This is a genomic window from Rhizobium sp. 01N424 (assembly GCF_056399485.1).
In genome coordinates this window covers 118800-144175 of sequence record NZ_JBFTRK010000002.1, presented here as the reverse complement: position 1 = coordinate 144175, position 25376 = coordinate 118800, and the positions used below count along the sequence as shown (strand labels likewise).

Annotated in this window: 27 protein-coding genes and 1 tRNA gene; 16 read left to right on the top strand and 12 right to left on the bottom strand. The window is 61.8% G+C overall.

Translation table 11 applies throughout. The features are described from left to right. Positions 1-15: 15 nt before the first annotated feature. A complete protein-coding gene (locus tag AC1DNK_RS06415; protein ID WP_477940083.1) occupies positions 16-903 on the bottom strand; it encodes an SDR family oxidoreductase in 888 nt (295 codons plus the stop codon). Between the two features lie 114 nt (positions 904-1017). Between AC1DNK_RS06415 and AC1DNK_RS06410 the strand changes: the two genes are divergently transcribed. Next, a complete protein-coding gene (locus AC1DNK_RS06410) occupies positions 1018-1428 on the top strand; it encodes a winged helix-turn-helix transcriptional regulator (protein WP_310294720.1) in 411 nt (136 codons plus the stop codon). A gap of 290 nt (positions 1429-1718) precedes the next feature. Here AC1DNK_RS06410 and AC1DNK_RS06405 read toward each other — a convergent pair whose 3' ends face one another. The 4 genes from AC1DNK_RS06405 to AC1DNK_RS06390 all read right to left on the bottom strand — a co-directional run bounded on the left by AC1DNK_RS06405 (position 1719) and on the right by AC1DNK_RS06390 (position 5373). After that, the gene (locus tag AC1DNK_RS06405; RefSeq protein WP_477940082.1) at positions 1719-2927 is read right to left on the bottom strand and encodes an MFS transporter; all 1209 of its coding nucleotides are present in this window, start codon (positions 2925-2927) and stop codon (positions 1719-1721) included. A gap of 76 nt (positions 2928-3003) precedes the next feature. Then, positions 3004-3621, bottom strand: a complete 618-nt coding sequence (locus AC1DNK_RS06400; RefSeq protein ID WP_477940081.1) for a TetR/AcrR family transcriptional regulator — start codon at positions 3619-3621, stop codon at positions 3004-3006. A 61-nt stretch (positions 3622-3682) separates the two neighbouring features. Continuing rightward, entirely contained in the window at positions 3683-4600 is a 918-nt protein-coding gene (locus AC1DNK_RS06395; protein ID WP_477940080.1) for a bifunctional helix-turn-helix transcriptional regulator/GNAT family N-acetyltransferase, read from the bottom strand. A 59-nt stretch (positions 4601-4659) separates the two neighbouring features. Next, on the bottom strand, positions 4660-5373 hold the full coding sequence (locus AC1DNK_RS06390) for an aspartate/glutamate racemase family protein (RefSeq protein WP_477940079.1): 714 nt from the start codon (positions 5371-5373) through the stop codon (positions 4660-4662). A gap of 156 nt (positions 5374-5529) precedes the next feature. Between AC1DNK_RS06390 and AC1DNK_RS06385 the strand changes: the two genes are divergently transcribed. Beyond that, positions 5530-5994 carry an Lrp/AsnC family transcriptional regulator gene (locus tag AC1DNK_RS06385; RefSeq protein WP_477940077.1) on the top strand — a complete coding sequence of 155 codons (465 nt, stop codon included), beginning with the start codon at positions 5530-5532 and terminating at the stop codon, positions 5992-5994. 89 nt (positions 5995-6083) lie between these two features. Next, the gene (locus AC1DNK_RS06380; protein WP_477940075.1) at positions 6084-7349 is read left to right on the top strand and encodes an NAD(P)/FAD-dependent oxidoreductase; all 1266 of its coding nucleotides are present in this window, start codon (positions 6084-6086) and stop codon (positions 7347-7349) included. Positions 7350-7458: 109 nt separating this feature from the next. Here AC1DNK_RS06380 and AC1DNK_RS06375 read toward each other — a convergent pair whose 3' ends face one another. After that, the gene (locus AC1DNK_RS06375; protein ID WP_477940074.1) at positions 7459-8505 is read right to left on the bottom strand and encodes an NAD(P)-dependent alcohol dehydrogenase; all 1047 of its coding nucleotides are present in this window, start codon (positions 8503-8505) and stop codon (positions 7459-7461) included. Positions 8506-8695: 190 nt separating this feature from the next. Here AC1DNK_RS06375 and AC1DNK_RS06370 point away from each other — a divergent pair, with 190 nt between their 5' ends. The 3 genes from AC1DNK_RS06370 to ilvC all read left to right on the top strand — a co-directional run bounded on the left by AC1DNK_RS06370 (position 8696) and on the right by ilvC (position 11437). Further along, positions 8696-9604: an AraC family transcriptional regulator gene (locus AC1DNK_RS06370; RefSeq protein WP_112515954.1), complete on the top strand. Its 909-nt coding sequence runs from the start codon at positions 8696-8698 to the stop codon at positions 9602-9604. A gap of 96 nt (positions 9605-9700) precedes the next feature. Next, positions 9701-10366 carry a TetR/AcrR family transcriptional regulator C-terminal domain-containing protein gene (locus AC1DNK_RS06365; protein WP_477940073.1) on the top strand — a complete coding sequence of 222 codons (666 nt, stop codon included), beginning with the start codon at positions 9701-9703 and terminating at the stop codon, positions 10364-10366. 51 nt (positions 10367-10417) lie between these two features. Beyond that, on the top strand, positions 10418-11437 hold the full coding sequence (gene ilvC / locus AC1DNK_RS06360) for a ketol-acid reductoisomerase (RefSeq protein ID WP_112387060.1): 1020 nt from the start codon (positions 10418-10420) through the stop codon (positions 11435-11437). A gap of 54 nt (positions 11438-11491) precedes the next feature. On the opposite strand, the gene AC1DNK_RS06355 is transcribed toward ilvC, so the two are convergent. Together AC1DNK_RS06355 and AC1DNK_RS06350 are read right to left on the bottom strand one after the other, a co-directional pair. Next, entirely contained in the window at positions 11492-12079 is a 588-nt protein-coding gene (locus AC1DNK_RS06355; protein WP_477940072.1) for a class I SAM-dependent methyltransferase, read from the bottom strand. An 80-nt stretch (positions 12080-12159) separates the two neighbouring features. After that, a complete protein-coding gene (locus tag AC1DNK_RS06350) occupies positions 12160-13260 on the bottom strand; it encodes a branched-chain amino acid aminotransferase (RefSeq protein ID WP_477940070.1) in 1101 nt (366 codons plus the stop codon). 283 nt (positions 13261-13543) lie between these two features. Here AC1DNK_RS06350 and AC1DNK_RS06345 point away from each other — a divergent pair, with 283 nt between their 5' ends. After that, entirely contained in the window at positions 13544-14767 is a 1224-nt protein-coding gene (locus AC1DNK_RS06345) for an aminotransferase-like domain-containing protein (RefSeq protein ID WP_477940069.1), read from the top strand. Positions 14768-14899: 132 nt separating this feature from the next. Then, positions 14900-15346: a GNAT family N-acetyltransferase gene (locus tag AC1DNK_RS06340; RefSeq protein ID WP_477940068.1), complete on the top strand. Its 447-nt coding sequence runs from the start codon at positions 14900-14902 to the stop codon at positions 15344-15346. Between the two features lie 55 nt (positions 15347-15401). On the opposite strand, the gene AC1DNK_RS06335 is transcribed toward AC1DNK_RS06340, so the two are convergent. Further along, entirely contained in the window at positions 15402-16460 is a 1059-nt protein-coding gene (locus tag AC1DNK_RS06335; protein WP_477940066.1) for an aldo/keto reductase, read from the bottom strand. Between the two features lie 178 nt (positions 16461-16638). Between AC1DNK_RS06335 and AC1DNK_RS06330 the strand changes: the two genes are divergently transcribed. The 7 genes from AC1DNK_RS06330 (at position 16639) to AC1DNK_RS06300 (ending at position 23471) form a co-directional block, all read left to right on the top strand. Then, the gene (locus AC1DNK_RS06330) at positions 16639-17619 is read left to right on the top strand and encodes an ABC transporter substrate-binding protein (protein ID WP_477940065.1); all 981 of its coding nucleotides are present in this window, start codon (positions 16639-16641) and stop codon (positions 17617-17619) included. A 16-nt stretch (positions 17620-17635) separates the two neighbouring features. Further along, entirely contained in the window at positions 17636-19330 is a 1695-nt protein-coding gene (locus AC1DNK_RS06325; RefSeq protein WP_477940063.1) for an ABC transporter permease, read from the top strand. Continuing rightward, positions 19318-20346: an ABC transporter ATP-binding protein gene (locus tag AC1DNK_RS06320; RefSeq protein ID WP_477940062.1), complete on the top strand. Its 1029-nt coding sequence runs from the start codon at positions 19318-19320 to the stop codon at positions 20344-20346. The genes AC1DNK_RS06325 and AC1DNK_RS06320 overlap by 13 nt, the downstream gene beginning before the upstream one ends. Before the next feature lie 70 nt (positions 20347-20416). Continuing rightward, the gene (locus AC1DNK_RS06315) at positions 20417-21526 is read left to right on the top strand and encodes an endonuclease/exonuclease/phosphatase family protein (RefSeq protein ID WP_477940061.1); all 1110 of its coding nucleotides are present in this window, start codon (positions 20417-20419) and stop codon (positions 21524-21526) included. Continuing rightward, positions 21523-22269, top strand: a complete 747-nt coding sequence (locus AC1DNK_RS06310; RefSeq protein WP_477940060.1) for an NUDIX hydrolase — start codon at positions 21523-21525, stop codon at positions 22267-22269. The genes AC1DNK_RS06315 and AC1DNK_RS06310 overlap by 4 nt, the downstream gene beginning before the upstream one ends. A 65-nt stretch (positions 22270-22334) precedes the next feature. Then, positions 22335-23249: a PhzF family phenazine biosynthesis protein gene (locus tag AC1DNK_RS06305; RefSeq protein WP_112387070.1), complete on the top strand. Its 915-nt coding sequence runs from the start codon at positions 22335-22337 to the stop codon at positions 23247-23249. A 146-nt stretch (positions 23250-23395) separates the two neighbouring features. Then, positions 23396-23471: transfer RNA gene (locus tag AC1DNK_RS06300), tRNA-Lys, on the top strand. A gap of 90 nt (positions 23472-23561) precedes the next feature. On the opposite strand, the gene AC1DNK_RS06295 is transcribed toward AC1DNK_RS06300, so the two are convergent. The 3 genes from AC1DNK_RS06295 to AC1DNK_RS06285 all read right to left on the bottom strand — a co-directional run bounded on the left by AC1DNK_RS06295 (position 23562) and on the right by AC1DNK_RS06285 (position 24945). Next, a complete protein-coding gene (locus AC1DNK_RS06295) occupies positions 23562-23870 on the bottom strand; it encodes a hypothetical protein (RefSeq protein ID WP_477940058.1) in 309 nt (102 codons plus the stop codon). 58 nt (positions 23871-23928) lie between these two features. Further along, positions 23929-24645: a YoaK family protein gene (locus tag AC1DNK_RS06290; RefSeq protein WP_477940057.1), complete on the bottom strand. Its 717-nt coding sequence runs from the start codon at positions 24643-24645 to the stop codon at positions 23929-23931. A 93-nt stretch (positions 24646-24738) separates the two neighbouring features. After that, on the bottom strand, positions 24739-24945 hold the full coding sequence (locus tag AC1DNK_RS06285) for a hypothetical protein (RefSeq protein ID WP_310294763.1): 207 nt from the start codon (positions 24943-24945) through the stop codon (positions 24739-24741). 251 nt (positions 24946-25196) lie between these two features. Here AC1DNK_RS06285 and AC1DNK_RS06280 point away from each other — a divergent pair, with 251 nt between their 5' ends. Beyond that, positions 25197-25352, top strand: coding sequence for an entericidin (locus AC1DNK_RS06280; protein ID WP_112387074.1), 156 nt, complete (start codon positions 25197-25199; stop codon positions 25350-25352). Positions 25353-25376: the final 24 nt, after the last annotated feature.

Below are 25376 nucleotides of genomic sequence, written 5' to 3'. Positions count from 1 at the left end.
GCTCACAGGCTTCGCTCAGGCGGTGAGCGCTGCCTTGTTCTCTTCGATGAAGCTGCGCAGCGTCTGCGGCTGCTTGCCTGTCAGCGTTGTGAAGTCGCCGCTCAGGCTATCGAAATTGCCGGCGCGGATATTGGCATCGGCAGACACCAGCATCTCGACCACGAAAGAGGGCAGGCCGGCGCCGGTCATGCCGGCGGAAAGCTGCTCGTCGCTGACCTCGACGACATCCAGCGGGCGGCCGGTGACGGCGCTGACGGCGGAGGCGACATCGGCGATCGAATAGGAGGTCGAACCGGTCAGCGTGTAGGTCTTGTTTTCAGCCTTGCCGGAAGCGAGCGTGGCGGCAATCGCCAGCGCGCAGTCTTCGCGCGAGATGTAAGGCACCTTGCCGCCCTTGGTGGCGGTGTACCACTTGCCGCCCTGCAGATTATGCGGCAGCGAATGCATGAAATTGTCGAAATACCAGGCGTCGCGCAGGATCGTGTAGGAGATGCCGCTGGCCTTGATGGTGTTCTCGGTGCCGAGATGATCGGGCGCGAAGGTGACGAGCGATTTGTCGGGCGAGGGCATCGAGGTGTAGGCGAGCTGCTTGACGCCTGCCTTTTTGGCGGAATCGACGGCAGCCGTATGCTGCTTCAGGCGCTGGCCTGGGACGGCAAGCGCATCGGTACTGATGATGAGGACCGTGCCTGCGCCTTCAAAGGCCGAGACGAGGCCTGCGGCTTCGTCGAAATCCGCCTTGCGGGTGGCAACGCCCTTGGCGGCCAGATCGGCAAGCTTCGACGGATCGCGCGTCGCGGCGATGATCCGTGAAGCGGGTACCTTGTAGGTCTCAAGCAGGTGGTGGAGAACGCGCTGGCCAAGCTGACCGGCGGCGCCAGTGACGAGAATTGTATCGCTCATGGATCTATCCTTTTTATGGTCTCTAGAAGAGACTAGCACTAAAATAGGAATTGACGTCCTTCTGTAAAGGAGGCAGTTTTTTAGCTCTACGTTACCAAAAGGGAACCACCCGTCATGAGTGGCACTGTCGTCAGCCTGAAGAGCAAGCCGGCCCCCGGCGTTCGCCGCGAGATCGATTTCGAGCAGCTCGATTTCGGCAATTGCCCGGTCAGGGACATGATGCAGCAGATCGGCGGAAAATGGTCGACGCTGATGCTGGAAGCGCTTGCAGCGCGGCCGTATCGCTTTGGCGAACTGAGACGCAAGATCCCCGATATCTCACAGCGCATGCTGACGCAGACGCTGCGGGACCTGCAGCGCGAAGGCTATATCGAGCGCGAGGTATTTGCGACGAAGCCGCCGAGCGTCGAGTACCGGATCACCGAGCTTGGCGTCTCGCTCTACGCGACGCTGGCGCTTTTGCTGAATTGGGCGGAAGCGAACCATGAAGCCGTTCGCGCCGCCCGAATTCGTTTCGATGCCTAGAGCGTTTCCTGGTTATATTGAAGCATTCTGCCGGAGCAGGTTTTCGACAGGGCAAAGGCGATTGGCGAAGGGCATACCCCTAGGTATGGTCGAGCCGATCGTCTTTGATCCTGGCGGAAAGATGCCCGGCCCCTGCGGGGTTGGCTGAAACGGGCCGCCTGATCGACCGGCTGGCTTGGCCGTAGATCTGGGCTACGGCGCGCGCCAGCCGGTCGACCATCCGACTCCGTTTGAGCCAACAGAATGCTTCAATATAACCAGGAAACGCTCTAGGAAGGCTGAGACGCGGCTTACTTGCCGCGTCCCTCGGTGAGGAAGAGCAGGAAGGCGAAGGCCGGGAAGCAGAAGCCGATCCAGGCCGTCATCGTCCATCCGCCCGTGGCATAGGCCCAGCCGCCGATCGCCGAGCCCGCAGCACCACCCATGAAGAATGTCGCCATGAACAGGCCGTTCAGGCGGCTGCGATGTTCGGCGCTGATCGAGAAGATCGTGCGCTGGCTGCAGACGAGATTGGTGGTGACACCGAAGTCGAGCAGGATGGCGGAAGCCGTCAGTAGGCCGATCGCCAGCGTCGATCCGTCGGTGGCGAAATGGCTGACGAGGAACGATACCATCGCAAGCACCATGGCAAGCGTCGATGCCACCTTCGTCAGGCCGCGGTCGGCGAGGCGTCCGGCGATCGGGGAAGCGATGGCGCCGGCAGCGCCTGCAAGGGCGAAGAGCGCAATGCCGTTCTGGCTGAAGCCGAAAGCCGGGCTGGAGAGCAGCAAGGGCGTCGTCGTCCAGAACAGGCTGAAGGCGCCGAACATGCCGGCCTGGTAGAGCGCACGGCGCTGCAGGACTCGGGAGGTCATGGCGAGATGGCCCATGGAGGCGAGGAGCGCACCATAGCTCAGCTTCGTATGCGGCGTGCGCACCGGCAGCGTGGCGCGCAGCAACAGGACCAGCAGCACCATGAAGACGGCGGAGACGTAATAGACCATGTGCCATGACGAGGCTTCGGCGACAAAGCTGGCGAAGGGACGGGCCAGCATGATGCCGCAGAGCAGGCCGCTCATGACATTGCCGACGACGCGGCCGCGGCTTGCATCCGGCGCCATGTGGGCGGCGAAGGGCACGACCACCTGAACGGCGACGGAGGACAGGCCGATACAGAGCGAGGCCAGCAGGAAGAGCGCCGGGGTCGAGGCGAAGGATGCACCAATGAGGGCGACGGCGGAGACGCCGATCAGGAGCAGGATCAGGCGGCGGTTTTCGAGAAGATCGCCGAGCGGCACGATCAGCAGCAGGCCAAGGCCGTAGCCGATCTGGGTCAAGGTGACGATGAGACCGGTGGCGGCAGGCGTGAATCCGAGATCGGCGCTGATGAGGCCTGCCAGCGGCTGGCCGTAATAGAGATTGGCGGCGACGAGACCGCAAGTGGCTGCAAATAGAAATGTCATCAGGGACGAGATTGCCGGGGCGGCGGCCGTCTCATCCGTTGCTGAGGAAATGCTCATGGGAACTCCAGTATGCGGATCTGGGGGAGGATCGGTATAAAAAGTCGGTTCAGGCCACCTGCTTTGGCGGGCGGCGTCAGGTCAGTAATTTCATGGCGGTGTCGGCGACGGCATTCATTTCGGCCGCGGTGCTGCCGGTCTTGCCGACGACGCGCATGCCGTTCATCACGCAGAGCAGGCTGATCGCCGCCGATGCGGCATCGATCGACGGAGCAACGGATCCGTCGGCCTGTCCAATCAGGATGAGGTCGAGGATGAACTCTTCGTTCGAGGTGAAGGCATCCTCGATGCGCTTGGCGGCTTCTGGATCGAAGGTGGCGATCTCATTGGCGCTGCCGACGACGAGGCAGCCGCGGCGGCCGGATTCGCCGTGCGACGAGACGGCGTAGAGGCGGAGCAGGGCGCGCAGTTTCTGCCGTCCGGTCTCTGCACCCGCCATGCTCTCGGTGATCTTGCCACGGCGGATCTTGCGATAGCGGTCGAAGGCGGCGAGGAAGACGCCGCGCTTGTCCTTGAAGGCCTTGTAGACGCTGCCGGAGGTTAGCCCCATCGCCTCGGTCAGTTCGCTGATTGAGGTGGCGTGGTAGCCGCGTTCGGAAAAGACTGCTAGCGCCTTGTCGAGGGCGGCGTCCATGTCGAATTCGCGCGGGCGGCCGCGGCTGCGGCTCATATCTTCGGGGGCGAGCGTGGTCATGGCTCACTCAATTAGGAAATGATCGTTTCCAAATCAAGCGAAATATTCGTGACGGCTGATTTCAGAGATCGAGCACCCAGGTCTGGCCGTTCTCTTCGGTGCCGAACATGCTGTGTCGCTCTTCGGAGACAAGCTGGAATCCCGCCTTGACGTAGATTGCCCGCGCCGAATGCAGGATGTCGTTGGTCCAGAGCGAAATCTGCCGGTAATTCTTTGCGCGGGCGAAGCGAATGCATTCGTTGACCAGCGTTCTGCCAAGGCCGAGGCCGCGCGCCGCCTTGTCGATATAGAGCAGACGCAGCTTTGCAATGCCATCGCCGCCATTGGTGATCAGCACCGAGCCGATGTTGATGCCGTTACGCTCGGCGATCCAGCAATATTCCATGGCGGGATCGAAATTCGCCAGGAATTTGCCGGCGACTTCGGCGACGAGACCTTCGAAGCGCATGTTCCAGCCATATTCCTCGACATAGGCCTTGCCCTGGCTCTGGACGATCCAGCCCACGTCGCCGGGGCGGTGGGCGCGGATGACCGGGGCGGGTGGCTGCGTCTTGGGATCGAGAAGCGAGCGGATCGTCTGCATTGCGAACACGACACTCTGCGGCTCGCCATCAGCCAGCCGGTCGAAGCGTTCGGCCAGCTGGGCATTGGAGCGGCGGCCGAAATCCTCGAACTGTGTCTGTCCCTTACTGGTAACGCGGATGGTCTGGCTGCGCCGGTCACTTTGATCGGCCTCAGTCTCGATCAGCCCTTCGGCTTTGAAGCGCTTGAGGATGCGGCTGAGATAGGCAGGGTCGAGATGAAGATCTCCCGCAAGTGCCGTGGCGCCGATGCCGTCATGCGAGCCGATTTCGAACAGCACCCGCGCATCCGTCAGCGTGAAGGGCGTATCGAGATAGGCCTTGTTCAGCACGCCGAGCAGGTTCGTACAGAAGCGGTTGAAATCGCGTGCGGCTTCGATGAGCGCGGAATCGGTCATGGACAAAATCTCCTGTTGGAGACCTCGTCCAATATTTAGTTGACTGAGTCAAATATTTATCATGCGGCTTCCCGTTTACGATCGGCACCCAGCGAAAATTCAATCGCGGCCTTCGCATGGATCGTCGTGGTGTCGAAGCCCGGCAGTGGTAGATTGTTCTGGTCGAGGATCAGGCAGATTTCGGTGCAGCCGAGAATGATGCTGTCGGCGCCCTTGGCCTTTTCGCGTTCGATGATCCGCATCAGCTTTTCGCGCGACGAATCCAGCACTTTGCCGGCGCAGAGTTCGCTGAAGATGATGTCGTGGACGATGGTGCGGTCTTCGGCTTCCGGTACGGCGATCTCGACGCCGAGGCTTTTCATGCGGTCGGCATAGAAGCCGTGCTCCATCGTGTAGCGGGTGGCGAGCAGCAAGGGGCGCTTGCGCCCGGCAGCCTTCAGCGCCGAAGCCGTTTCGTCGATGATGTGGATCAGCGGCACGGAGATGCGTGCGGCGACCTGTTCGGCGATCAGGTGCATGGTATTGGTGCAGATCAGCACGCAATCGGCGCCGCCGACCTGGAGCTTCAAAGCAACGTCGCCGAGGCGGCGTGCCGCGCCATCCCAATCGCCGGCCTTCTGCATCGAGACGATCTCTTCGAAATTCACGGAATGCATCAGCACTTCGGCCGAGGCGAGGCCGCCGAGGCGCTCGCGCACCATCTCGTTGACCAGGCGATAGTAGACTGCCGAGCTTTCGAAGCTCATGCCGCCGATCAGGCCGATTGTCCGCATTTCCATGTTCCCGTTTGTTGATTTCGATAGGCAAATCATGCCGCAGGTGTGGCGCCGAATGTTTGCATTGTTCGGGCGATATTGCAGCAAGCGGCTTTGAGTTTGCGCCATTTTCCAGTAATGTGCAAAAAATCGGCGTCAATTTAAGGTTTGGCAATGCTGGATGATCGCGATCGGAAGATTCTCGACCTGCTACAGGCGGACGCAGGCATATCCGTCAGCGATCTTGCGGAGCGTGTTTCGCTGTCGGTCTCGGCCTGCTCGCGGCGCATCCAGCGGCTGGAGGAAAGCGGCTATATCGCCCGGAGGATCGTCGTCCTCGACCGCGAAAAGATGAGCGTGCCGACCACCGTCTTTGCGCTGATCAAGACGGCACATCATTCGGACGAATGGATCGAGAGCTTCCGCAGGGCGATCAGCGGCGTTCCAGAGATCGTCGAGGCACACAGGCTGACTGGCAATCACGACTATATCCTGAAGATCGTTCTGCCGCGCGTCGAGCATTACGACGTGATCTACAAGCAGATCGTCCGCAAGATAGAGCTCTTCGACGTCTCGGCATCGATCTCGATGGAGATATTGAAGAGCGGCACCACCATTCCCGTTGGTTATGCCGGGTAAGTGCAAGGGAGCTATTCGCAAACATCCATTGAAAGCCCCGCGGAATTGACGACATTGGCGTTGGCTGAATGGCGCACAAGGGGGTTGTCATGAGCGAACATCGCGTCGTCGTTGTCGGCGGCGGTTTCGGCGGGCTACAGCTCGTCAACGATCTGAAGGGCGCGGGGGCGGCAATCACGCTCGTCGACCGGCGCAATCATCATCTTTTCCAGCCTCTGCTCTATCAGGTCGCAACGACCATCCTTTCGACCTCCGAGATTGCCTGGCCGATCCGTCATCTCTATGGCAACCGTCCTGACGTAACGACATTGCTTGGCGAGGTCGCCGGTGTCGATACCGCGGCAAAGACCGTCACCTTGCGTAACGGGAAGTCCTTACCTTACGACACGCTGGTGCTCGCCACCGGCGCGACGCATGCCTATTTCGGCCGCGACGAATGGGAGCCGGTGGCGCCGGGGCTGAAAACGCTGGAGGATGCGACGACCATCCGTCGCCGCCTGCTGATCGCCTTTGAACGTGCCGAGGTCGAGACCGATCCCTTTGCCCGCGAGGCGCTGCTGACCTTCACCATCGTCGGCGCGGGTCCAACAGGCGTGGAACTGGCCGGCATCATCGCCGAGCTGGCGCACAAGACCTTGCCCGGTGAGTTTCGCAACATTGATACCCGCAAGACGCGGGTGGTGCTGGTCGAGGCCGGGCCGCGCGTGCTGCCGGCCTTTGCCGAGGAGCTGTCGGCCTACGCGCAGCGCGAGCTCGAAAAGCTCGGCGTCGAGGTGCATCTTCGCGAACCCGTCACCAATTGCAGTGCCGAGGGTGTATCGATCGGCGAGAAATTCATTCCGAGCCGAACGATCGTCTGGGCTGCCGGCGTCCAGGCGTCGGCGGCGGCGAAATGGCTGGGTGTGGAGGCCGACCGGGCAGGGCGTGCCGTGGTCGAAAAGAACCTGACAGCGCCGGGACTACCCGATGTCTTCGTTATCGGCGACACGGCGTCGGTGATCCAGGAGGGCGGTAAGCCGGTGCCGGGCATTGCGCCGGCCGCCAAGCAGCAGGGCGCCTATGCCGCGAAAGTCATTCGCACCCGGATCGCGGGCAGGCAGCCGCCCGGCGATTTCCGCTACCGGCATCAGGGCAGCCTTGCGACCATCGGCCAGAGCGCGGCGATCATGGATTTCGGCAGGATCAAGCTGAAGGGGTGGCTGGCCTGGTGGGTCTGGGGCCTTGCCCACATCTACTTCCTGATCGGCACCCGCTCGCGCTTCGCCGTCGCCTGGAGCTGGCTGTGGATCTATCTCAGCGGCCAGCACAGCGCACGGCTGATTACCCAGAAGGAGACGATGCGGGAGGAGAATTAGGGGAGGCCGGGCTTCCGCTTTTTGCAAGGCGGCGGTCGTCCTAGCGCCCCTCGTCTCTGTGACGAGCAAAGGAATGAGAGTGGTGCGTTTGGCACCACCCTCACAAAAATCAAGCTGCCAGCGAGGCGATGTCGATGACGAAGCGGTAGCGGACGTCACTCTTAAGGACGCGCTCGTAGGCTTCGTTGACCTGCTGGATGTTGATCTTCTCGATCTCCGAAACGATGTTGTGCTCGCCACAGAAATCCAGCATTTCCTGGGTTTCCTTGATCGAGCCGATCATCGAGCCGGAGATGCTCTTGCGGCCCGGGATCAGCGAGAAGGCGTGAACCGGGATCGGGTTTTCGGGGGCGCCGACCACGACCATCGAGCCGTTGACCTTGAGCAGGCCGAGATAGGCATTCCAGTCGATTTCGGCGCTGACCGTGCAGATGATCAGGTCGAAGGTGCCGGCGAGCTTCTTGAAAGTCTCGGCATCGTTGGTCGCGTAATATTCCTTGGCGCCGAGCTTCAGGCCGTCTTCCTTCTTCGACAGCGACTGCGAGAGCACGGTGATGTCAGCGCCCATGGCGGCGCCAATCTTCACGCCCATATGGCCGAGACCGCCCATGCCGACGATTGCCACCTTCTTGCCGGGGCCGGCATTCCAGTGCTTCAGCGGGGAGTAGAGGGTAATACCGGCGCAGAGCAGCGGCGCGGAAGCGTCGAGCGGCAGGTTTTCCGGAATAGACAGGACGTAGCCTTCCTTGACGACGATCGAGTCGGAGTAGCCGCCCTGGGTCGCCGTCTTGCCGTCGGCTTCGACGCTGTTGTAGGTGCCGACGAGGCCGGGCATGTACTGCTCGTTGTCGACATCGCGGCTGGCGCAGCCGACGCAGCTATCGACGAAGCAGCCGACGCCGACATGGTCGCCGACCTTGAACTTGGTGACGGCGGATCCGACGGCCGTGACGACGCCGGCGATTTCGTGGCCAGGAACGATCGGATAAACGGCGTTCTTCCACTCGTTGCGGACAGTGTGAATGTCCGAATGGCAAATGCCGGCAAACTTGATGTCGATGACGACGTCATCTGCATTGGGTTCGCGGCGCTCGAAGGTGAACGGCGTCAGCGGCTTGGATGCATCGGTAGCGGCGTAGCCTTTTGCGATGGGCATGGGTAGTTTCCTTCATTTCAGGGAGGGTGGAAGGGATGGTGGACTATGCCCCGGGTCGCATCAAAAGCGGTATAGCGATCCTGCAAGCTTTTTGTACGATCCTGCAAATCTCCTTGCGCAAGAGCACGATCCATCCCATCATTTGGGCAAGCGCCGCAGGCGTAACATCAAGAAAATAAACGGTAATGTTATGACGTTACATATTGGCCCCTTCGATGAAATGACATCGATCATTGCCCGTTACGCCAAGAAGGACGGAAATTCCGAAACGGCGATCGAAAACCTGCATGTGTTCAAGGGCAGCTGTCCGACACGGCTGCAGCATGTGGCCTACAAGCCGAGTTTCTCGCTCGTCCTGCAGGGCAGCAAGCGGCTGATGGTCGGCTCCGACGTGCATGTCTACGGCGCCGGTCAATATGTGCTGACGTCGCTCGATCTGCCTGTCGCCTCGCATGTGACGCAGGCGACGGCCGATGTTCCCTATCTCTGCTTCACGCTGTTCATCGACAGCGAAAAGCTGAGCGACCTGCTGCCGCGCACCAAGGTTTCGCGCGCCACGCCGTCGCCGGAGGATTCGCGCGGCCTGGTCGTGAAGACGGCGCCGCCGGAGCTGATTGATGCATCGGCCCGTCTCCTGCGGCTTCTCGACAATCCCGATGATATCGCCGCCATGGCGCCGCTGATCGAGCAGGAGATTTCCTACCGGCTGCTGACGGGACCCGACGGTTCGCGGCTGCTCGACATGACGCTGGCGGAAAGCCAGAGCCACAAGGTTGCCCGCGCCGTCGCCTGGCTGCGGACGAATTTTGCCGAACCGTTGCGGATCGAGGCGCTGGCCGATCATGTCAGCATGAGCGTCTCGTCGCTGCATCACCATTTCAAGGCGGTGACGGCGATGACGCCAATGCAATATCAGAAGCAACTGCGGCTGCACGAGGCGCGGCGCCTGCTTCTGACCGAGCGTGTGGATGTCGCCACCGCCGGCTACCGCGTCGGCTACCAGAGCCCGTCGCAATTCAGCCGCGAATATGGCCGCCTCTACGGTCTGCCGCCGCTGAAGGATATCGACGCCATGCGCGGGCAGATGGCCGCCGAATAGCCGCTGTTTTTTGATGCGTTGCAGCAACGAATTTCGCTTGACGGCGATTAGAGGCTCCGGCATAAGACGTCGCGAACCGTACGGTACGGTACGTATTTGGGAGCGCATATCGTGTCTGTCGAAACCTTGGAGCCCAGCGAATTTTCGCCGCGTCAGAACGCTGTTCTGGAGCAGGCGTTGCAGCTTCTCGTCGATGGCGGAGAAAAAGCGCTGACGACCTCGGGTGTGGCGCGCGCCGCCAACTGCTCGAAGGAAAGCCTCTACAAGTGGTTCGGCGACCGCGACGGCCTGCTGTCGGCGATGATCGCCTATCAGGCGAGCAAGGTACGAACCTTCGAGCGCAACGGCGAACGCCTGACGTCGGCCAGCCTGCATGATCACCTCGTCATCTTTGCGCGCGATCTGCTGGAGGTTCTGGCAGGCGACGTGTCGCTGGCGCTGAACCGGCTGGCGATCGGCCAGTCGCATCGCGACGGCTCCAAGCTCGGAAAGCTTCTGCTCGAACGCGGCCGTCGTCAGATCGATCGCCGCGCCATGGCGCTGATCGATGCCGGCAAGCGGGCGGGGCTCCTGCGCTTCCATGATGCCGACGAGGCATATCACACGCTTTACGGCCTTGTTGTCTCCGATCTGCATGTGCGCATGCTGCTCGGCGAACCGGGCCTCAAGGATACCGCCCGTCAGGCGGAGAGGGCGGTCACCGCCTTCCTGCGTCTGTACGGAACGGAGAAGGTTCTCGCGGAAATGCCGGCACTCGCCTGATTTTCCGCTTCTATCAAACGATGCGACAAGCAAAAGGGAAGGAACTTTACAATGCGCGTCTATTACGATCGTGATGCCGATCTCAACCTGATCAAGTCCAAGAAGGTCGCCATTATCGGCTACGGTTCGCAGGGCCGCGCCCATGCGCTGAACCTGAAGGATTCAGGCGCACAGAACGTCGTCATCGGCCTCAAGGCCGGTTCGCCGACGATCAAGAAGGCCGAAGCTGACGGCTTCAAGGTCATGACCGTTGCCGAAGCTGCCGGCTGGGCCGACCTGATGATGATGGCGACCCCGGACGAGCTCCAGGCCGACATCTACAAGGCCGACATCGCCGCCAACATCCGTGACGGCGCTGCGATCGCTTTCGCGCACGGCCTCAACATCCATTTCGGCCTCATCGAGCCGAAGGCATCCGTCGACATCGTCATGATCGCGCCGAAGGGCCCGGGTCACACGGTTCGCGGCGAATACCAGAAGGGCGGCGGCGTTCCCTGCCTCGTTGCCGTTCACCAGAACGCTTCGGGCAACGCTCTTGAACTCGCTCTCTCCTACGCCTGCGGCGTCGGCGGCGGCCGTTCGGGCATCATCGAAACCAACTTCCGCGAAGAGTGCGAAACCGACCTCTTCGGCGAACAGGTCGTTCTCTGCGGCGGTCTCGTCGAGCTGATCCGCGCCGGTTTCGAAACCCTGACGGAAGCAGGCTATGCTCCTGAAATGGCTTATTTCGAATGCCTGCACGAAGTGAAGCTGATCGTCGACCTGATCTATGAAGGCGGTATCGCCAACATGAACTACTCGATCTCGAACACGGCAGAATGGGGCGAATACGTCACCGGCCCGCGCATCATCACGGCTGAAACCAAGGCTGAAATGAAGCGCGTCCTGCACGACATCCAGACCGGCAAGTTCACGTCGGATTGGATGCAGGAATACCGCGCAGGCGGCTCGCGCTTCAAGGGCATCCGCCGCATGAACGACAGCCACCAGATCGAAGAAGTCGGCGCCAAGCTGCGCGGCATGATGCCGTGGATCGGCAAGAACAAGCTGGTCGACAAGTCGGTCAACTAATCGGTTCTGCGACTGATTTTGCGAGAGAGGCCGGGGCGAAAGCTCCAGCCTTTTTCATTTGCGGGCGGTAACAAAAAGCCAGCGGGTCGGCTTGCCGTCGTATCCGCCGCCATCGGCTTCCGATAGCGCAATGTCGCGCCAGCCGCCTGAAGACAGGCATTCGGTCAGCCAATCGACAGACGGGTAATTGTAATAGCGGCCGAGGCCGTCATGGCCCTCGGCCTCGCCGCTCTTGAAGCTTGCATGCAGCGATGCGCCGGGCTTCAACGCGCAGTGGATGCGGGTGAAGACATCGGGGAGTTCGGCGCGGGGAACATGCAGCAGGCTGGCTTCGGCCCAGACGCCATCGAACGTCTCCACCGTCTCCAGATCCTGAAAGCGCATCACCGCCACGGGCCTGCCAATCAGTTTTTCCGCCTGCCTGGCGAGCTCGGGCGAGCCGTCGGTCGGCGTCACGTCGAAGCTTTTCTCCAGCATGTAGGCGCTGTCCTGCCCGCCGCCGCAGCCGAGTTCGAGGATTTTCGCGCCGGGTGGCAAGGCTGCGAGGAAAGCATCGAGCCGTGTCGCCGGAAGGCGGCGCTCGCGGGAGGCGTAGACCGCGGGGTTGCCGTCGTAGAAGGCTGAGGTTTCGTCCTTGGGCATTCTGTTCCTCTCCCTAAAGCAAGAAACCGGGCGTGAGGCCCGGTTTCCGTAGTGCGTGTCGTGTTTCGGCCAAATGCAGATCAGGCCGGAATGAGGCGGGTCCAGCCGCGCTGGTCATTGGTGGTGCCCTTCTGCAGGCCGACGAGCTGTTGGCGCAGGTCGGTGGTCAGCTTGCCGGTCTGGCCGTCGCCGACCAGGAATTCGCCACCGGCATGGCGGACGAGGCCGATACCGGCGAGAACGGCGGCCGTGCCGCAGGCGAAGGCTTCGACGAGCTTGCCGCTCTTGGCATCAGCCTGCCATTCGGCGAAGGAATAGGGGCGCTGCTCGACGCGCAGGCCCTTTTCCTCGGCCAGCACGATGACGGAAGCGCGGGTGATGCCCGGCAGGATGGTGCCGCCGAGTGGTGGGGTGACGACCGATCCGTCGTTCATGACGAAGAAGACGTTCATGCCGCCAAGTTCTTCGACCCACTTGTGTTCGGCGGCATCGAGGAAGACGACCTGGTCGCATTCCTTCTTCGAGGCTTCTGCCTGCGCCACGAGGCTGGCTGCATAGTTGCCGCCGCATTTTGCTGCACCGGTGCCGCCGGCTGCTGCGCGGGTATATTCGGTCTCGACCCAGAGGGAGACGGCCTTGGCGCCGCCCTTGAAATAAGCGCCGACCGGCGAGGCGATGACGCAGAAGATATATTCCTGCGCCGGGCGCACGCCGAGGAATGCCTCATTGGCGAACATGAAGGGGCGAAGGTAGAGGCTGGCATCGCCCGTGGGGATCCAGTTCTTGTCGACGCGGACGAGCTCTTCGACCGCCTTCAGGAACAGTTCTTCCGGCACGGCGGGCATCGCCATGCGAGCGGCAGACTGGGCGAAACGGCGGGCATTTTCTTCCGGCCGGAAGAGCAGCACGCGGCCGTCATCGGCCTTATAGGCCTTCATGCCTTCGAAGATTTCCTGGGCGTAGTGCAGCACGGCGCTCGCCGGGTCGAGTTCCAGCGGGCGGCGGGCGGTGACCTTTGCGTCGTGCCAGCCCTTGTCGGCCGTCCATTTCGCCAAAACCATGTGATCCGTGAAGACCTTGCCGAAGCCGGGCGTTTCGATCGCCTTGGTGCGGTCTGCGTCGGAGACGGGAGATTTGTGGAATTCGATTGTGATTTCAGGAGAGGGCGACGTCGCGGTCATTGCTGGCACCTTGGTAGTCCATTGAATAATGGGCGGCACACTACTGCTGCCGCCCCCGTTTTGGAAAGGTCTGTTTCACCGAGTTTCGGCATTTCGTGAGCGGAATGATGGCGGGTTGCGCCGAATGTCCGGGGAGTTCCGCCCGATTTCCGCATGCGCAGGCCTTCTGGATGCCAATCTGTACGAACTTGTCACCGCGACAAGAAAATAGGTCAGTATTGTTGACATAAATTCCGGAGCGTGATGATCTGCTGATATTATAAAAAGAGTGCGAGGAAACCCCATGTTGAACTGGGATGAAATGTTTGCGACGCGTTCGTCGCGGATGCGTGCGTCTGAGATCCGCGAGCTGCTGAAACTGCTCGACCAGCCCGATATCATCTCGTTTGCCGGCGGCATACCGGATCCGGCGCTGTTTCCGGACAAGGAATTCAAGGCTGCCTATGCCGGCATCTTCGACGGCGCGGCGGTCAACTCGGCGCTGCAATATTCCGTCAGCGAAGGCTACAAGCCGCTGCGCGAATGGCTGGTGACGCAGATGGCCGGGCTCGGCATTGCCTGCGAGACCGAAAACGTCTTCATTGTCTCGGGTTCGCAGCAGGGTCTCGATTATCTCGGCAAGCTGTTCCTGTCGCCGAAGGATACCGCGTTGGTCACCTGGCCGACCTATCTCGGTGCGCTGCAGGCGTTCAACGCCTATGAGCCGGCCTACGACCAGCTGACGCCCAACGGCAACCGGACGCCGGACAGCTATCGTGCGGCGGCCGAAAAGCATGGCGGCAAGGTGAAGTTCGCCTATCTCTCCGCCGATTTCTCCAATCCGACCGGCGAGAGCGTGGATCGCGAGGGACGCGAAAAGGTGCTGGCACTGGCAGAAGAGCTGGATGTCGCGGTTATCGAAGACGCGGCCTATCAGAACCTGCGCTATGACGGCGAGGCGATCCCGCCGATCCTGGCGCTCGAGATCGCCAGGAAGGGTCATATCAGCCTTACCCGCACGATCTATTGCGGCAGTTTCTCGAAGACGCTGGCGCCCGGTCTGCGCGTCGGCTTCATCGTTGCCAATTCGCAGGTCATCCGCAAGCTGGTGCTGATGAAGCAGGCGGCTGATCTGCATTCCTCGACCATCAACCAGATGGCCATTGCCGAGGTTGCCGAACGTGGTTTCGATGCGCAGGTGGCGAAGATCAAGGCGGCCTACGGCCATCGCCGCGATGCGATGCTTGATGCTCTCGCACGGCACATGCCTGCCGGCGTCAGCTGGACCAAGCCCGAGGGCGGGATGTTCATCTGGATCACCCTGCCTGAGGGCATGGATGGCGCGGCGCTGCTGGCCAAATCGATCGAGACCACGAGGGTGGCCTTCGTGCCCGGCAAGGCGTTCTTCGCCGACGGCTCGGGCGCCAACACCATCCGCCTCAGCTTCTCCTGTGCCAACGATACGATGATCGAGGAGGGTATCGGCCGCCTCGGCAAGCTGGTCGCCGGTGAGATTGGTGCGCTTTAGGGGGCATGGCGAGGGGTAGCGCTCCCCTGCCGCTCACGCTGTTCGTTACCGTTCTTCCTACACGGATACACGGTTGCATCGACTCGCCTCGCGCTGCATCTTCCCGCCCATTTGGAAGATTGAGGGAAGACGATGAGCGGGATCAAGGTCAGGAGTGCTACTCCGTCGGATGTCGAGGAATTGGCAAAACTGATGGCCGAGCTGGGCTATCCGACAACGTCGGACAAAATGGCCGCCCGAATCGAGCGGCTTACCGACCGCGAGGACTACGCGATCTTCGTCGCCGATGAAGAGGGTGCAGTGGCGGGAATGATCGCCTTGTCCGTCATTCCTACTCTCTATCGAGACGATCTCGATGGCGCCATCACAGCGCTGGTCGTTTCCTCGAACTTCAGAGGCAAAGGCATCGCAGGACTGTTGGTCGCTCATGGCGAGCGCTGGCTCTATGATTGCGGTGCCCGCCTCGCGACAGTGAAACCCAGCTCCCGCCGCGAAGACGCGCACCGCCTCTATGAACGTTGCGGGTATCAACATACCGGCTTGAGATTCACGAAGACGCTTGATGGGCCCGGCGGATAAACGCCTCGCTGATCGCAAAGGAAATCGGCGCCCGAGGGCGCCGATCATGCTCTGATTACGGGTTGAGATGCGGGGCGAGCAGTTCGAGATCGGCCTCACTCAGCCTGTCGCTCGCCGTGTTGCGCTGGTGCCAGTAGGGATAGAGCAGCGGCGGGACGCTGACATCGTCGAGGCGCTTGCGCTCTTCGGCGGTCAACGTCAGCTCGGCGGCGGCGAGATTATCCTTGAACTGCGCTTCGGTGCGCCCGCCGATGACGACTGAAGTCACCGCCCGGCGGCCGATGAGCCAGGCGAGGGCCACCTGGGCGGCCGAGACGCCGCGGCTTTCGGCGATCGAGACCAGCACATCGACGATATTCCACAGGCGGTTCTCGTCGCGGATCGGCGGCTCCGGCCAGCCGGCAAACTGGCGCGTACCCTCGGGCGTTGCCTGATTGCGGCGGTGCTTGCCGGAAAGGAGGCCAGCGGCCAGCGGGCTCCAGACCAGAACGCCGAGACCCTGATCGATCGACACGGGCAGCAGCTCGTATTCGGCATCGCGGGCTTCGAGCGTATAGTGGATCTGCTGGCTGACGAAGCGCTGGTAGTTGTGCTCCCTGGAGACGCCGAGCGCCTTCATGATGTGCCAGCCGGAAAAGTTCGAGCAGCCGATATAGCGGACCTTGCCCTGGCGCACGAGGGTGTCGAGCGCTTCCATGGTTTCCTCGACGGGCGTCTGACCATCCCATTCATGCAGCTGGTAGAGATCGATGACATCGGTCTTCATGCGGCGCAGGCTGGCTTCGCAGGCTTCGATCAGATGCTGGCGCGAGGAGCCGACGTCGTTCGGTCCGTCGCCCATGCGGAAGCGCGCCTTGGTGGCGAGCATGACGCCGCTCTTGCGCTTGCCGCCGAGCACCTCGCCGATAATTTCCTCCGAGGCGCCGGACGAATAGACGTCGGCAGTATCGATCAGGTTGACGCCGGCATCCAGGCACATTTCGACAAGGCGGCTTGCCTCCGCCACGTCCTGGCTGCCGGTTGCCTTGGCCCAGCCGACGCCGCCGAAGGTCATGGTGCCCATGGTGACTGTCGAAATTTTCAGGCCGGAACGGCCAAGCAGACGGTATTCCATAATTCTCTCTCCCAAAATTTGAACGGAAACACGCAATCCGCCGCAAGAAAATAGCGCTGGCGCGCTGCGGTCAAGCGCAGAGCTGATGTCACGCCTCCGGCATCTTTGGCCGGATGTCACAATCATGTTATTCGGCCTGTCTATGGAACGGCTAACATTCACGCTCAGGGATATCGCCATGACCAAGAAGCTCTCCGCACTGGCCGCGCTGATCGCGGCAGGTCTTGCCTCCGTTTCGGCCCATGCCGGCAATCTGGTTCTCTATACCAGCCAGCCGAACGAAGACGCGCAGGCGACCGTCGATGGCTTCATGGCCGCCAGTCCCGATATCAAGGTCGATTGGGTTCGCGACGGCACGCCGAAGATCATGGCGAAGCTGCAGGCCGAGATCGAAGCCGGCAATCCGGTTGCCGACGTGCTGCTGATCGCCGACACCGTGACGCTCGAGCGCCTGAAGGAAGCGGGCAAGCTGCTCGCCTACAAGTCGCCTGAAGCCGTCAATTACGACGCGGCGCTCTACGATGCCGACGGCTACTACTATTCGACCAAGCTGATCACGACAGGCATCATGTACAACACTTCGGCCGGAATGAAGCCGACGAGCTGGAAGGATCTGGCAAAGCCGGAAGCCAAGGGCCTCGTGACCATGCCGAGCCCGCTGACCTCCGGTGCGGCGCTGATCCACACGCAGACGCTGGCGGCCGTTCCGGGCCTCGGCTGGGATTACTACAAGGCGCTTGCCGGCAATGGTGCGACGGCTGCCGGTGGCAACGGCGCGATCCTGAAGTCGGTGGCTTCGGGCGAGAAGGCCTACGGCGTCGTCGTCGACTACATGCCGATCCGCGAAAAGGCCAAGGGCGCGCCCGTCGAATTCGTCTTCCCGGAAGAGGGTGTTTCGGCCGTCACCGAACCGGTCGGCATTCTCGCCGGCGCCAAGAATGCCGACGCCGCGAAGAAATTCGTCGATTACGTTCTGTCGGAAAAAGGCCAGGAAGGCTTCCTGAAGCTCGGCTATATTCCGGCCCGCAACGGCATGAAGGTTCCGGAAGGCTTTCCGGCACGCGACAGCATCAAGGTGCTGCCGATCAATGCCGCTGAAGCACTGAAGAACACGGATCAGGATCTGAAGACCTTCTCGGGCATCTACGGATCGAATTGATCGAACCGGATCGCCGATGCAAGGTTATGTTCGTCCGGGAAACAGCCAGCCAGTCTGGCTGTTTCCTTTTATCGTTCTGGTGGTGCTTATTCTCAGCGTCCTGCCGCTGGCGCGGCTTGCCGTCGCCGGCGTTGAGGCTTTCGCAGAGGGCGGCGCAGCAGCGGTGCTCTCCGATCCGGCGCTCTGGTCCGCGATCTATTACACGCTGGTGACCGCTATTCTCGGCACCGTCATTTCTCTGGTCATCGGCTGCATCTTCGCCTTCGTGCTGACGCTGACGGATATCCGCGGCAGGGGGCTCGTCAGCTTCCTTTTCGTGCTGCCGATGATGATCCCGCCGCAGGTGACAGCACTTGCCTGGGTGCAGATGTCCGGACCCTCCAGTCCGCTTCTGAAGGCGCTGCATATCGCCCCGCCGCTCGGCACGCCGCAGCCGCTCTATTCGGTCGGCGGAATCGCGCTGCTCTACGGTGTGCAGCATGCGCCGCTGGTTTACCTGGCGCTGCGGGCCAGTCTGATGAGCCTGCCGCGCGATGGCGTCGAGGCGGCGCGGCTATCGGGTGCGTCGAGCCTTCGCGTGTTCCGAGATATCATCCTTCCGCTGTCACTGCCCGGTGTCATCGCGGGTGCGGCGATATCCTTCGTTTCCTGTACCGGCAATTTCGGCATCCCTGCCATTCTCGGCATCCCGGCATCGATCTATACGCTGCCGACGCTGATCTTCTCGAAATTCTCGGCCTTCACCAGCCGGACATTCGGCGATGTTGCGCTGCTCTCCGCCATCATCGCGCTGATCTCGGTCGCCGGTCTGGCGATCCAGGACAGGGCACTGCGCGGCCGCGATTACCGGGTGCTGGGATTGTCGGGCGCAACCGCCGCCTTCGAGCTCGGATCGTGGAGGCTTTTCTTCACGCCGCTTCTCTGGCTCATTCTGTTGTTCATGCTGGCTGCGCCGTTCTTCGCGCTCGTCGCCGGTGCGCTGGTGCCTGCCTATGGCGTGCCGCTGACCTTCAAGACCATGACCTTCCACGCCTTCGACGAGATCCTGTTCCGGCAGGCGGTGACGCGGACGGCCTTCGTCAATTCGCTGTCGCTGGCCGCAGGTGCCGCGGTATGTCTCCTGCTGGTGACGGTCCTGACCGCCTATGCCCTGAGCCGCCGCCGCGATCTCCTGGCGCGTGCCGTCTCGAGCGTGATCGAAATTCCTTATTCGCTGCCGGGCATCGTCGTCGCCGTTTCGTTCATCCTCGTCTTTGCCGCGCCGCTGCCGGTGCTGAACATCACGCTCTACGGTACGATCTGGATCATCCTGCTTGCCTATCTCTCGAGCTTCTTTGCCGTCAGCCTGAAGCCCGTCGTCAGCGCCTTCCATCAGCTGGATCCGGCGCTGGAAGAGGCGGCGCGCCTTTCGGGCGCCGGCTTTTTCCGCAGGCTGGCCGATATCATCGTGCCGCTGATCGCGCCTGCGGCCGGTGCCTCGGTCATTCTCGTCTTCCTGATCGCCTGCAACGAGCTGACGATTTCGGCGCTGCTCTGGTCGGCGGGGACGCAGACGCTCGGCGTGGCGATCTATAATCTCGACGACAGCGGCAGCTCGGACCTCGCCTCGGCGCTGTCCGTGCTTGTCGTGCTGATGGTCGTCTTCATGATGCTGCTTCTGGAATTGCTGGCAAAGCGGCTGCCCAAGGGAGTGGTGCCGTGGCGAAACTGACGCTCAATCATGTCAGCAAGGATTTCGGCACCGGACGAGCGGCGGTCGATGGGCTGTCGCTTGATGTGCGGGAAGGCGGGTTCCTGGCGCTGCTCGGCCCCTCCGGCTGCGGCAAGACGACGGTTCTGAGGATGATCGCCGGTTTCGAGACGCCGACGGACGGTTCTATCCATCTCGGCGAGCGGCTGCTTGCCGACGCATCGCAGGCGCTGCCGCCCGAGAAGCGCAACATGGCGATGGTCTTCCAGTCCTATGCGCTGTGGCCGCATATGAGTGTCGCCGACAATGCCGGCTATCCGCTCAAGGTCAGGGGCATTTCCGGCGATGCCTATCGCCGCAAGGTGCAGGAGGCGCTGGCGACCGTCAGGCTTGCCGACTATGCGGAGCGGCGCCCTGCAGACCTGTCGGGCGGCCAGCGGCAGCGGGTGGCGCTCGCCCGCTGCCTGGTGACGTCGCCGGATGTCGTGCTGCTCGACGAACCGCTTGCCAATCTCGATCGCCACCTGAAGCAGGAAATGGAAGAGACCTTTCGCGAGTTTCACCAGCGTTCGGGCGCGACGATGATCTATGTGACGCATGATCAGAGCGAGGCGATGGCACTGGCGACCGATGTCGCCGTGATGTCCGAAGGACGGCTGCTGCAGGTCGCACCACCCGCCGAAATCTATGCCCGCCCGGAGGGCCGCATGGTCAGCGGATTGATCGGCCGCGGAGCGATCCTTCATCTGAAGTCTCCTACCGGTGACGCCAGAAGCCTTGACTGGGAAGCGATGCGCGAGGCGCTTGGTGGCGCGGCTGCCGATGGCCCCGGCTGCGATATCCTCGTTCGCCCTGAAGATGTGACCATTGGCGGCGAAGGCATCCCTGCGCTGGTCGAATCCGTGCTGTTCGAGGGCGAGCGCTACGCGCTGAAGCTGTCGCTGGCCGATGGGCAGATCCTGCGGGCCTTCAGCCGCGAGCCGGTTTCGGCGGGCGACCGGCTGGCTGTCACCGTGCGGTCAGCGTGGCGGCTCTGATCACTTTGCGGCCTTCACGAACGCGATTTTCGACTCTACTAATGGCTGCGATGCCAACCGGGAATGCCTGATGTCGCTTCGCCTTGCCACGTTCAATGTCGAAAACCTGATGACGCGTTTCGACTTCACCGGCTTTCGCAACCAGCTGCGTCAGGACCGGGTCATTCAGCTCTTCGAAGTGCGCAACGAAGGTGTCTACCAGCAGCTGGAGCAGGCGCGTGTGATTGCCTCCACCGATGACACGCGGCAGATGACGGCGCTCGCGATTGCCGATGCCGACGCCGATATCCTCTGCCTGCAGGAGATCGACAACATGGCGGCGCTGCAGGCCTTTGAATACGGCTATCTGTTCCGCATGGTCGGCAATGGCTACCGGCAGAAATATCTTGTCGAGGGGAACGACAGCCGCGGCATCGACGTCGCCGTGCTGATGCGCGAGGAGACGCGCGACGGCCAGAAGATCGAACTACGTGAGATCAAGAGCCATGCGATGGTGACCTATCGCGAGCTCGGCCTGTTCGACGAGACGCTGGCGTCGCATGGACATATCGACGACAAGGTGTTCAAGCGCGACTGCCTGGAGCTCGATCTCCTGATCGGCGGCGTGCCGTTGACGCTCTATGTCGTGCATTTCAAATCGATGGGCAGTCCGCGCGATGGCCTCGATGGAAGGCAATCGACCATGCCGGTGCGGCGGGCCGAGGTGAGGGCGGTGCGGCGGATCATCGAGGATCGATTCGGCGCGGGCGCGACAGCCTCGAAGAATTTCGCCATCTGCGGCGACATGAATGATTATCAGGAGCGCGTCGACGTGATCGGAAGCCGGCGGACCGGCTACCGCTTCGAGCATCGCGACGAGACGGAAAGTGCGCTCGACGCTTTCAGCCATGACGGTTTTGCGGAGAATGTCATGCGCCGCCGCGACCCGATCGATCGCTGGACGCTTTACCACGCCCGCGGCCCGCAGGAGCAGTGGCTTTGTCAGCTCGACTATATCTGGCTGTCACCGGCGCTTTCCGCCGCCAATGCCGGGCGCAAGCCCGAGATCATCCGCCACGGCCAGCCCTTCCGCACCGTGTTTCCGCCGGGCCAGGAGGTGGAGCGCTATCCGCGCACAGGCTGGGACCGGCCGAAAGCATCCGACCATTGCCCCGTAGTCATGACATTGGATTTAAAATGAATTCCATATTTTCCGAGGATTTTGCCGGCTGGCCGCCGGAGCAGACCGTATTTCCCGTCGCCGCCCTGAACCTTCGGGTGCTCGATGGCGAACATCCGTACCGCGAATCGCGGCGAGACGAGATCGCCGCGAACTGGAAGGCTGAAGTCGAGGCCAATCCGGCTCTGTTCGACGGGCGCATGGTGTTTCAGCACCAGTTGGCATTCGGGGAGGAGGGGCTACAGGGGCAGGGATATATCATACCCTTCTCGACCTTCATGTACTGGCGCCGCCAGCAGGATCGCATGGGCGGCATGCATCTCTTCGCCTATCCTGTCATCGAAAGCTTCGACGGCGCGCTGGTGGCGATCCGCATGGGCGCGCATACCGCCAATCCCGGGCAGGTCTATTTCGCCGCCGGTTCGCTGGAGCCCGAGGATATCGTATCCGGTGTCTGCGATGTCGAATTCAACATGCGCCGCGAGGTGCTGGAGGAAACCGGCCTCGACCTTGCCGATTCGACGCCGGGCGAACGCTATTATGCCAGCCATTTCAGGCGCACGGTCACGGTCTTCCGGCTGTTCCGTTTCGATCTGACCGCCGACGAGATCGTCGAGAGGATCGCGGCCCATATGCTTGTTGCCGAGGACAAGGAAATCGCCGGTGCGGTTGCTATCCGTTCGGCCGATCACGCCGCCTTTCCCTATAACGTCGCGATGTTCCCCGTCATCGATTGGTATTTCGGTAATCCAATCGAAACCTAATATCTTGCACTCGTTTCGCCGGTCGGGCAGGTTGAGCCTTCGATGACCGATTCAAGGAGGCCGATGTGGCGCGCAGCTACAGCGTCTATGACGTGTTCACCGACCGCAAGCTCGCCGGCAATCCGCTGGCCGTCATCTTCGACGGCGAGGACTTGAGCGATGAGGCGATGCAATCGATCGCCCGTGAGACCAATCTTTCCGAGACCGTTTTCGTCCAGAAGGCAACGAACCCGGCTTACAGCGCCAGGATCCGCATCTTCACGCCGGGGCGCGAACTGCCGTTTGCTGGTCACCCGACCGTCGGCACGGCGATCGCGCTGGCCGAGCGGACACATGGCAAGGATGGGGCGCTCGATCTCGTCTGCGTGCTGGAGGAGAATGTCGGCCCGGTGCGCTGTGCCGTGAAGCTGCGCGAGGGCGAGGCGAGCTTCGCCGAGTTCGACCTGCCGCGCAAATCGCAGCAGATCAGCATGCCGCTCGAAAAGCTCGGGATCGCCAACGCGCTGTCGCTGAAGGTGACCGAGATCGGCTTCGAGAATCATGTGCCCTGCATCTGGAGCGCCGGCGTGCCGTTCCTGCTGGTGCCGATCCACGATATCGGCGCGGCCAAGCGCATGGAGTTCGATCCGCAGCTTTGGGAAAAGACCGTGCCCTTCGTCGATGGGGCCTTGGCGTCCGCCTATATCTATTGCCGCGGCGGACCGAACCATTCGGCGAGGTTCCATGCCCGGATGTTTGCGAGCGGAATGGGGATCACCGAAGACCCGGCGACGGGCTCCGCGGTCGCCGCATTGTCGGGCGCGATCCATCATTTCGACCGGCTGCCCGATGGCCATCACCCGATCACCGTCGAGCAGGGTGTGGAAATGGGGCGGCCCTCGATGATCCATCTTCACATGGATGTGGAGGGCGGGGCGATCTCGAATGCCCGGATCGGCGGCCAGGCAGTGCGTCTGGCAACGGGTTCGCTCGACCTTTGATTTCATTGCATTTCAGCCATGCAGAAAAATCTCCGAATTAATCGAAGAATTTTTCCAGGGGCGCTAGACAAGGTCGAATATCCTGTTTATACGCCCCCTCACACCGCGCAGAGATGCACGGGACACCGGCGGAAACGCTAGGGAATGGGTGATTAGCTCAGTTGGTAGAGCAGCTGACTCTTAATCAGCGGGTCGTAGGTTCGAGCCCTACATCACCCACCATCTTCTCTTTGAAAAGATTAGATATATCGCTGATGACGCAGGCGGCCGAAAGGCCGCTTTTTCGTTTCTTCGGCCATGCGTCTGCGGCTGTCAGTGCGGGAATTTGTTGTAGAAAGATTCCGGATCGTAGACGCAGGCGTAGTCGAGCACGCATTGCTTGCCCGTGGCGTCTCTGAGGCTCGTGGTTGCCCACTTGTCGCCCAGACGGCACTGCGACGGCGGGTGGCGAAAACTGCGGCCACCGATGCCGATCCGGACGAAGACCGCCGGGTTCTGGCGGATGATCTTTGCCAGTTCCTCGCAGGAATGGTCGCGAGCTTTGACCTCGATCGCGTCGAGCGCAAGGGCTGCCGATGGCAACAGGGTGGCGACGGCAAGGGCGGCAATCAGGATCTTCATTCCAGCCTCCAATTCGGGCCGCTGATCGCTCTCTTGCGGCCTCATCCCAATCAGATGGTTATGTTTTCGTCCCCGGCAAGGCCGCTGCTGTGCGGCTGCGCAGATAGCGGGCACACAGAGCCAGCAGGATGACTGCGAAGACACAGAAGACCATCCCGCCTGCCAGCTTGTAGCCAAGCACGCCAGCGATGCCGCCCAGCAGGAAGGAAAGGATCGTGGTGCCGTGCAGGCTCAGGCGGCGGACGGTCTGCGCCCGGTCGGATGCGGTGCTGTTGCCGATCAGAAGCGCAAGGCCGACACCGATATCGGTTGCGATGCCGGAGACATGGGTGGTTCGCACCCGGCTGCCTGATATGCGGGTCGAGGCGGCGTTCTGGATGCCCATTGTGAAGCCGAGCAGGCCGGCAATGGTGATGCCGCCGGCGGCCGATGAAGCGGTATAGAGGCCGACGCCCATCAGCAGGGCGGATTCGGCCAAAAGAGTTAGCGCATAGATGTTCGAAAGCCGCCGTTGCCTGCCAATCTCGATAAACAGCGAGGCGCAGAAGGCGCCGAGGATGAACATCACGACGATGGTCGTAAAGGCGATGGCGGCACTAAGCTCCCGGATCGACAGATGATCGGAGATCATCGAGACGTTGCCGGTCATGTTCGCCGAGAAATAGCCGAAGGCCAGATATCCGGCACTGTTGACGCCGCCAGCGACGAAGGCGAGGGCGGTTGCAAGAAGCAGATCGATCTTCGATGTCCGGCTTTCGCCTTCATAGACCAGCATGTGCAGACGGCTCGCTGAAACGGCTTTGCGATTGCCACAGTCAGCCGTGAGTCTCGCTGTAGTGCAAGCTGCTAGAAATGGCCGGTGGCGGCCTCAGGCGGAGAGGCGGTGGAGGGCTGCGGTTTCGCCGTCCTGGCGGTACTCCCAGCCATCAGCGGTGATCCGGCGCCATGTCGGCTGGCCGTCGCGCGTGAAGGCGCCGTCGACGGTGCTGCGCGGCGGGTAGGGTGGCGTGCATTCGTGCCAGATATAGCTGTTCGGCGGTGGCGGATTCAGGAACTTGGCCAATCTCTTGAACATGTCGGATCCCGAAGGTGGAGAGGCCCGCCGCTTTTGGGGTGAGGCGGGCCTACGAACAGGAGGCATAACGCAAAACAGACGCCTCGTTATTCTTGTAACATCCGCCGCTGAGGATTTCGCGTGACATGGCCGTGACACAGGCCTTTTCGCGGCCGCGTTGAATAAAGTGGCGCGTGCCTGCCGCGGCTATTGATTTCGGCGAGCTTGGTAACATCTTCATCCCATTGCCAGTTTCGACACAGGGGATATCAATGCCGAAATTTTCTCTCGCTTTCGTCTGCCTTTCCGCTCTCTTGCTTGCATCCTGCGGAAATACCGCCTGGGGCCTGAAGCGTGACGGCCAGGACGCGAGCCACGCGATGGACAATGCCACGCATCGCGTGCTGTCTGCAGGCGCGAAGAAATAGCGCCGTCCGCTGGCGAACGGCGCC